We start from the raw sequence: 6,229 nt of genomic DNA, 5'->3' as shown, positions 1-6,229 counted from the left end.
TGGGCCCGTTCGCGCCCTGGGCCCGTTCGCGCCCTGGGCCCGTTCGCGCCCTGGGCCCGTTCGCGCCCTGGGCCCGTTCGCGCCCTGGGCCCGTTCGCGCCCTGGGCCCGTTCGCGCCCTGGGCCCGTTCGCGCCCTGGGCCCGCTCACGCCCAGGACCCGTCCAGTCCCGCGCTGTCCCGCTCACGACGCCGGCACCGTCAACCCCCAAGCCCCCTCCCAAACCGTCCAGGTCCGCCTCCGCACCGGCCCCCACACCCCCGCATCCGCCCGGTACCGGAAATCCGCCCCGGACACGCTCACCGTCCGGCCCTGTGCCCGTACCGGCGAGGCCTCCGCGCCCACCGACAGGGGGCGTACCTCGATCTCCGCCAGGCCGCAGTCACCCGGCGTGACCGTCACCGCCTCCACCGGCTGGTCCAGGTCGAGCAGGGTCACCCCGTCGACCTCCACCCGCAGACGGGCCGGCCGGGGCGCCGGGACCGAGGTCTCGCGGGCCGGTACCAGGGTGCGTACGAGGGACTGGGCGGTGCGCAGCCAGGGGCGGCCCGCCTCCACCGCAGGCGCCTGCACGGCCACCGGCGGGATGCACAGCGCGCCCAGCACCACGCCGTCGCTCTCGTCCACCAGCAGATCCCGCCGCCGTACGACCCCGTCGAGGACCGCCCGCGCCGCGGCCACCGCCCCCGTGGGCACGCCCAGGGAACGCGCCACCGACAGCGCCCCGCCCACCGGCACCATCGACAGTGCACATCCGGCCAGCTCCCGCTGCCGGTGCAAAAGGGACACCGCGCGGACCAGGGCGCGGTCGTCCCCGATCACCACCGGGCGCCGCGAGCCCCGCCGGGCCAGTGCCCGGGCGAATTCCTCCGGGCCCTCCGGCAGGCACACCTTCGTGTGCGCACCCGCGCTGAGCACGTCTTTTGCGATGCGTACGGACTCTCCGTCGGTCCGCCGGGCGACCGGATCGATGACCACCAGCAGCTGATCGGAAGTCGCTGAAGTCGCCACCTCGGTCCTGCCTCGCTTCCTCGGGTAGCATCTTTGTGCAAGAGCCCCTTGCGCTATTGCGCCAGGGGCTTCGTCTATTCCGGGGCATCCGGTCCGACGGTTTGCGGCCAACGACGGTCGCGGTGCACGCGGCGGTGAACCTTACGCGTACGCCCCTGACCTTGGACATGCCCCGCCCGGAAGGGGTGTACGCGCGTGCCCGCACTTGTGCTGCTCGGTGCTCAGTGGGGTGACGAAGGCAAGGGAAAGGCGACGGACCTGCTAGGCGGCTCCGTCGACTATGTGGTGCGCTACCAGGGCGGCAACAACGCCGGCCACACGGTAGTCGTGGGCGATCAGAAGTACGCCCTTCACCTGCTCCCTTCCGGGATTCTCTCCCCCGGCTGCACGCCGGTCATCGGCAACGGTGTCGTCGTCGACCCGTCGGTCCTGTTCTCCGAGCTGAACGGGCTGAACGAGCGCGGCGTCGACACGTCCAAGCTCCTGATCAGCGGTAACGCTCACATCATCACGCCGTACAACGTGACGGTGGACAAGGTGACCGAGCGCTTCCTCGGGAAGCGGAAGATCGGGACCACCGGGCGCGGCATCGGCCCGACCTACGCGGACAAGATCAACCGCGTCGGTATCCGTGTACAGGATCTCTACGACGAGTCCATCCTCACCCAGAAGGTGGAGGCGGCCCTCGACGTCAAGAACCAGATCCTCACCAAGCTCTACAACCGCCGCGCCATCGCCATCGACCAGGTGGTCGAGGAGCTGCTGGGCTACGCCGACAGGCTTGCGCCCTACGTCGCCGACACGGTCCTCGTCCTCAACCAGGCGCTGGAGCAGGAGAAGGTGGTCCTGTTCGAGGGCGGGCAGGGCACTCTGCTCGACATCGACCACGGGACCTATCCCTTCGTCACGTCGTCCAACCCCACCGCCGGTGGTGCGTGCACGGGCGCGGGCGTGGGCCCCACGAAGATCAGCCGGGTCATCGGCATCCTCAAGGCCTACACGACCCGCGTCGGCTCCGGCCCCTTCCCGACCGAGCTCTTCGACGAGGACGGCGAGGCGCTGCGCCGTATCGGCGGCGAGCGCGGTGTGACCACCGGCCGTGACCGCCGCTGCGGCTGGTTCGACGCCGTCATCGCCCGCTACGCGACCCGCGTGAACGGCCTGACCGACTTCTTCCTCACCAAGCTGGACGTGCTGACCGGCTGGGAGGAGATCCCGGTCTGCGTGGCGTACGAGATCGACGGAAAGCGCGTCGAGGAACTCCCGTACTCGCAGTCGGACTTCCACCACGCGAAGCCGGTCTACGAGACTCTGCCGGGCTGGTCCGAGGACATCACCAAGGCGAAGTCCTTCTCCGACCTGCCGAAGAACGCGCAGAACTACGTCAAGGCGCTGGAGGAGATGTCGGGCGCGCCGATCTCCGCGATCGGTGTGGGCCCCGGCCGGGACGAGACGATCGAGATCAATTCGTTCCTGTAAATCCCTTATGTCTGCTAGCTGTTGGGCCGGTCATGGACTTCCTTGACCGGTCCATGGCTTGTTCCTGGTTCCGAATGTAACTAGTGGGGCGCAACTATCTACGCGGGTAGTCCCGCCGCGCCCTCCTCCAGTTCCTCTCCATGACCAGGAGCCCCGTATGCCCGTCAGTCCGCTGAACCGCCGGGAGTTCGTGAAGAAGTCGGCCGTCACCGGGGCGGCCGTCGCCGCGGCCGGGACCGTCGCGGCAGGCCCCGCACAGGCCGCCGACCGTACGCCCGAAAACGCCGCCAAGGCCCCCAAGACCTGGTCGTTCTCCATCCTGGGCACCACCGACCTGCACAGCCACGTCTTCGACTGGGACTACTACAAGGACGCCGCCTACAGCGACAAGGCCGGCAACTCCGTCGGTGTCGCCCGCGTCGCCACCCTCATCAAGCAGCAGCGCGAGGCGAAGGGCGAGGAGCACGTCCTGCTCGTCGACGCCGGCGACATCATCCAGGGCACCTCGCTCGCGTACTACTTCGCGCGCGTCGACCCGATCACCGGCAAGGACGGCAAGAAGGGGCCCAAGCACCCCATGGCCGTCGCCATGAACCACATGCGCTACGACGCCGCCGCCCTCGGCAACCACGAGTTCAACTACGGCATCGAGACGCTGCGCAAGTTCGAGAAGCAGTGTCACTTCCCGCTGCTCGGCGCCAACGCCCTCGACGCGAAGACCCTGCGGCCGGCGTTCCACCCGTACACCGTGAAGCGGATCTGCGTGCCGGGCGCCCCCGACATCAAGGTCGGCATACTCGGGCTCACCAACCCCGGTATCGCGCTGTGGGACAAGGACAACGTCAGCGGCAAGATGGTCTTCCCGGGCCTCGTCGAGCAGGCGAAGAAGTACGTGCCGCGGCTGCGCGCGCTGGGTTGTGATGTCGTCTTCCTGACGGACCACTCGGGCCTGGACGGCTCGACGTCGTGGGGCGACTCCCTGCCGTACGTCGAGAACGCCTCCAACCTCGTCGCCGAGCAGGTCCCCGGCATCGATGCGATCCTGGTCGGCCACACGCACAAGGAGGTGTCCTCGTACACCGTCAAGAACGAGGAGACCGGCGAGGAGGTGCTGCTCTCCGAGCCGTACTGCTGGGGCTACCGTCTCACCGTCTTCGACTTCGAGCTCGAACTGCACTGCGGGCAGTGGAAGGTGACGAAGAAGACGGCCCAGACCCTCGACCCGAAGGGCGTCGAGGAGGACCCGGAGATCACCAAGCTCCTCAAGGCCGACCATGACCTCGTGGTGAAGTACGTCAACACGGCCGTGGGCTCCTGCACCCAGGACCTCTCGGCGGCGGAGTCCTGCTGGAAGGACGTCCCGATCATGGACTTCATCCACGAGGTCCAGATGCAGTCGGTGAAGGCGGGCCTGTCGACGAGCGATGCCGCGCTGCCCCTGATCTCCGTCGCCGCGCCGTTCAGCCGCACCGCCGACATCCCCGCGGGCAGCGTCACGATCAAGGATGTCGCCGGCCTCTACATCTACGACAACACGCTCTACGGCAAGAAGCTCACGGGCGCCCAGCTCAAGGACTACCTGGAGTTCGCGGCGAAGTACTACCACCAGGTGCCGTCGGGCACGAAGGTCGACACCGCGACCCTGACCAACGCCAACAACTTCTGGGACTACATGTACGACACCGCCGCCGGCGTCTCGTACGACATCGACATCGCGCAGGCCGAGGGTTCGCGGATCAAGAACCTGACGTACAACGGCGCGGCGGTCGCCGACGACCAGGTCTTCGTCGTCGCGGTCAACAACTACCGGGCGAACGGCGGCTCCGGCTACCCGCACATCGCGACCGCCGACATCGCGTACAGCTCGACCAACGAGATCCGCCAGCTGATGATCGACTACGTGACGGCGAAGGGCACGCTGAACCCGGCGGACTTCGCCGTCGCCAACTGGAAGCTGACGCAGGACGGGACGGCGGTCTTCTAGACGGCGGTCTTTCAGGGCTCTTCCGGGGCTCTTCCAGGGCTGTCAGCCGCTGAAGGCTGCCACATGGGCGCCGGCCCACTCCGCGAACGTCCGCGGCCGGCGCCCCACCTTCTCCACGGTCGGGAGCACTTCTGCGCCCCGGTCGCTGCCCAGGGTGCGCTGCATGATCGCGTCGACGACTTCCGGGGGGAAGCCGTACCGCGCCATGCCCGTGCGCGCCGCGTCGCACGCGTGGATGCATCCGCTCTGCTACCGGGGGAGTACCGACTGGACACAGCAGGGCAGTGGCCGCATACCGGGCATACGGTGAAGTTGTGCACGTGCGTCGTCGACCAGAAGAAGGTGAGTGCGATGCGTGTACTGCTCAAGGTGAACATGGAGACGGAGAAGTCGAACGAGGCCATCCGCAACGGCACCCTGGGGAAGCTGATCCAGGAGTCGGTGGAGCAGATCAAGCCGGAAGCGGCCTACTTCACCGCCGACGAGGGCGACCGCACGGCCTTCCTGGTCTTCGACCTGAAGGACGTCTCGCAGATGCCGGTGATCAGCGAGCCGTTCTTCCTCAACCTCGACGCCAAGATCTCCTACACCCCGCTGATGAACCTGGAGGACGTCCAGAAGGGGCTCTCGCAGCTGCACTGACGGCTGCACTCAAAGCTGCGATGACAGCTGCACCGATCGCGTGCAGTCAGCCCGACCAGGCCCGTGCGACCTCGGCGAGCGCCGTGACCAGACGGGTCCGGGCCGCCGGGTCGGAGCGGAGGCGGTAGCTGTTCTCCACGTGCAGGAAGTCCACGCCCAGGTCGGCCGCCGCACCGGCCTGGACGTTGGTCCTGCCCTCCAGCCCGCCGCAGTCGCCGGAGTCGCTCGACCAGGCCCGGCAGACCTCGAAGCCCTGTGCCGCGATCCGGTCGGCCGCCGCGACGGCCGTCGGGGTGCGTCCGGCGGGGCCCGTCGAGAGCACCACGTCGTGGCCGGGGGAGCTGGCGTCGGCGAAGCCGTGCACCTGGAGGGCGGGGACGCGTCGGCCGACCAGGGCGTCGCACACCGCGTTGAAGACCGTACGGCTGCGATGGGCCATGTCGGCCGTACGGCCCGCGGCGGCGTCGCGGGGCGCACCGGCGAGGACGAGCACGCCACCGGGGACGCGGGCGAACAGGTCGGCGCCGATCAGTTCGGTGTGCAGGTCGGAGCGGGGGTGCGGGACCTGGACGCTCCAGCGGACCGGGGCGCTGAGGTCCACGTAGACCCGGCCCCAGCCGCGGCCCGTTCCCGTCATGTGCTCGGTCGGCTCGGCGATTTCGGCCACCTCGCGGCCGGAGCCAGCCAGTTGATGCCTCGTCAGGCGGTAGTCGATGTGTTGTAGCTGCTGCTGCTGCTGCGCGGCGACGGAGCGATTGCCCCGATCGCCCCGCAGTGTGGCTGCCACGGCGTCGGCGACGGCCGTGCGTTCGCTGCCGGTGGGGGTGCGGTAGCCGCCGTCGCGGGGGAAGTGATCGACGTACTCGCGGAGTTCCTCGGTGAGGTGGAGCTTCGGGGTGGTGGGGGGTTCCCGGGAGAGCAGGGCGTACGTCGTCGGTACGGCGGCCGCCGCGCCCACCACACCGAGGGCGATCAGAAGGGTGCGGCGGCGTGGCTGAAATTCGCTCTCGAATTGCATGATGCGCCGAGCGTAGACCCTGGTTGCCTCTGAATGGCGTGGGGTCGATCACAGCGTCAACCGAGCATTAATTTGCTGATGTTGATGAACCTGCTC

At 68.7% G+C, this 6,229-nt stretch carries 6 protein-coding genes; 3 read left to right on the top strand and 3 right to left on the bottom strand.

Features of this window, described 5'->3' with window-relative positions; translation table 11 throughout:
• Positions 1 to 182 precede the first annotated feature (182 nt).
• Positions 183 to 1,010 (bottom strand): diacylglycerol kinase family protein, encoded by an 828-nt coding sequence (locus tag P2Q00_RS35930; protein WP_275778117.1) that lies wholly within the window; start codon positions 1,008 to 1,010, stop codon positions 183 to 185.
• Between the two features lie 195 nt (positions 1,011 to 1,205).
• Here P2Q00_RS35930 and P2Q00_RS35925 point away from each other — a divergent pair, with 195 nt between their 5' ends.
• Both P2Q00_RS35925 and P2Q00_RS35920 read left to right on the top strand, forming a co-directional pair.
• A complete protein-coding gene (locus P2Q00_RS35925; protein ID WP_275778115.1) occupies positions 1,206 to 2,489 on the top strand; it encodes an adenylosuccinate synthase in 1,284 nt (427 codons plus the stop codon).
• Between the two features lie 157 nt (positions 2,490 to 2,646).
• Positions 2,647 to 4,473, top strand: a complete 1,827-nt coding sequence (locus P2Q00_RS35920) for a bifunctional metallophosphatase/5'-nucleotidase (protein ID WP_275778113.1) — start codon at positions 2,647 to 2,649, stop codon at positions 4,471 to 4,473.
• A gap of 42 nt (positions 4,474 to 4,515) precedes the next feature.
• Here P2Q00_RS35920 and P2Q00_RS35915 read toward each other — a convergent pair whose 3' ends face one another.
• Entirely contained in the window at positions 4,516 to 4,680 is a 165-nt protein-coding gene (locus P2Q00_RS35915; protein ID WP_275778111.1) for a hypothetical protein, read from the bottom strand.
• A gap of 144 nt (positions 4,681 to 4,824) precedes the next feature.
• On the opposite strand from P2Q00_RS35915, the gene P2Q00_RS35910 reads away from it, so the two are divergent.
• The gene (locus P2Q00_RS35910; RefSeq protein WP_275778109.1) at positions 4,825 to 5,115 is read left to right on the top strand and encodes a hypothetical protein; all 291 of its coding nucleotides are present in this window, start codon (positions 4,825 to 4,827) and stop codon (positions 5,113 to 5,115) included.
• 46 nt (positions 5,116 to 5,161) lie between these two features.
• Here the strand turns inward: P2Q00_RS35910 and P2Q00_RS35905 are convergent, their stop codons facing one another.
• Positions 5,162 to 6,133: a hypothetical protein gene (locus tag P2Q00_RS35905; protein ID WP_275778107.1), complete on the bottom strand. Its 972-nt coding sequence runs from the start codon at positions 6,131 to 6,133 to the stop codon at positions 5,162 to 5,164.
• Positions 6,134 to 6,229: the final 96 nt, after the last annotated feature.

This window comes from Streptomyces coacervatus (assembly GCF_029223485.1).
In the GTDB taxonomy this organism is placed as follows: domain Bacteria; phylum Actinomycetota; class Actinomycetes; order Streptomycetales; family Streptomycetaceae; genus Streptomyces; species Streptomyces coacervatus.
The sequence above is the reverse complement of the archived record's forward strand: the minus strand, read 5'-3'. Positions and strand labels throughout refer to the sequence as shown.

What these genes read in the sequence shown, in the direction of transcription:
- P2Q00_RS35920 (WP_275778113.1), top strand. Translation starts at nt 2,647, where the DNA reads ATGCCCGTCAGTCCGCTGAACCGCCGGGAGTTCGTGAAGAAGTCGGCC.
- P2Q00_RS35905 (WP_275778107.1), bottom strand. Translation starts at nt 6,133, where the DNA reads ATGCAATTCGAGAGCGAATTTCAGCCACGCCGCCGCACCCTTCTGATC.
- P2Q00_RS35915 (WP_275778111.1), bottom strand. Translation starts at nt 4,680, where the DNA reads ATGGCGCGGTACGGCTTCCCCCCGGAAGTCGTCGACGCGATCATGCAG.
- P2Q00_RS35910 (WP_275778109.1), top strand. Translation starts at nt 4,825, where the DNA reads ATGCGTGTACTGCTCAAGGTGAACATGGAGACGGAGAAGTCGAACGAG.